Source organism: Leifsonia sp. HAY1-4F, assembly GCF_056755275.1.
The window spans coordinates 1-1,019 of record NZ_JBNDHX010000197.1 but is presented as its reverse complement, the minus strand read 5'-3'; the positions used below and the strand labels follow the sequence as shown (position 1 = coordinate 1,019).

Here is a 1,019-nt window from a genome sequence, read left to right as displayed (position 1 = left end):
CCCCCCCCTCCCCCCCCCCACCCCCCCCCCCCCCACATTAGCGAGTGTCTCGTGGGCTCGGAGATGTGTATAAGAGACAGGGCAGCGGCGGTGGAGGGGGCGGACGCTGAGGGACTCGACGGTTCCGGAAGGCGACAGGTCGACGGCGGTGCGGACGGTCGCCGCGACCATCTCGGGCGTTATCGTGTACTGCGTGTCGTACTCGTTGCCTTCGCGGGCGACGAGCGCGCGCTGCATGTCGGTGTCGACCCGGCCCGGATGGATGCTGCTGACGCGCACCCCGCGCGGCCGCTCCTCCTCGCGGAGCGCGTCCGTGAGCGCCCGCAAGGCGAACTTCGACGCCGCGTAGACTCCGCCGCCGGGAGAGCTGGCCAGTCCCGACCCGCTGTTGATGGCGACCACCAGCCCGCCGGCCGCCCGCAACGCCGGCAGCGCCCGACGGGTGAGCTCCGCGACGGCGAACACATTCACCTCGAAGACGCGCCGCCAGGTCTCGACGTCGGTCTCCTCGACCGCCCCGCCGTCCTCGACCCCGGCCGAGTGGACCAGCACATCCAGTCGCCCGGGCAGGGGCGGGAGCATGTCGCCGGCGAGGTCGGCGACGAACGGCTCAGCCGACGGCAGCTGAGCGACCACCGCATCGACGGCGGCCGCGTCCCGCCCTCCCACGAGGATGTGGTGCGTGCGGCCGAGTTCGATCGCGATCGCCCGGCCGATCCCGCGTGACGCGCCGGTCACGAGGGCCACCGGCCGGTCCGCGGCGACGGTCTCCGAAGAATCCATGCCCCGACCCTACGCGGATCGTCCATTACCGGTGGTGCACGAGTCAAGGTGACCGGAAGCTGACCAGTTCGGCCGTCGCGGCGGCGCCGGTTCGGGCGCCCGGTCGGACCGGGCGATTGCGGGAGATTCGAACGAATCCCGTTCGAATCTCCTTCAGTACTGCCATTCGAAGGAGATTCGAAACCCGATCTCCTTCGATCTGTCTCTTATACACATCTGACGCTGCCGACGACGGA

1 pseudogene is annotated in these 1,019 nt (G+C 70.4%); it reads right to left on the bottom strand.

From position 1 onward, the window contains the following. Positions 1–93: 93 nt before the first annotated feature. Positions 94–783, bottom strand: a pseudogene (locus ACPYOG_RS19160) (SDR family oxidoreductase); the annotation flags it as partial. Between the last annotated feature and the right edge of the window lie 236 nt (positions 784–1,019).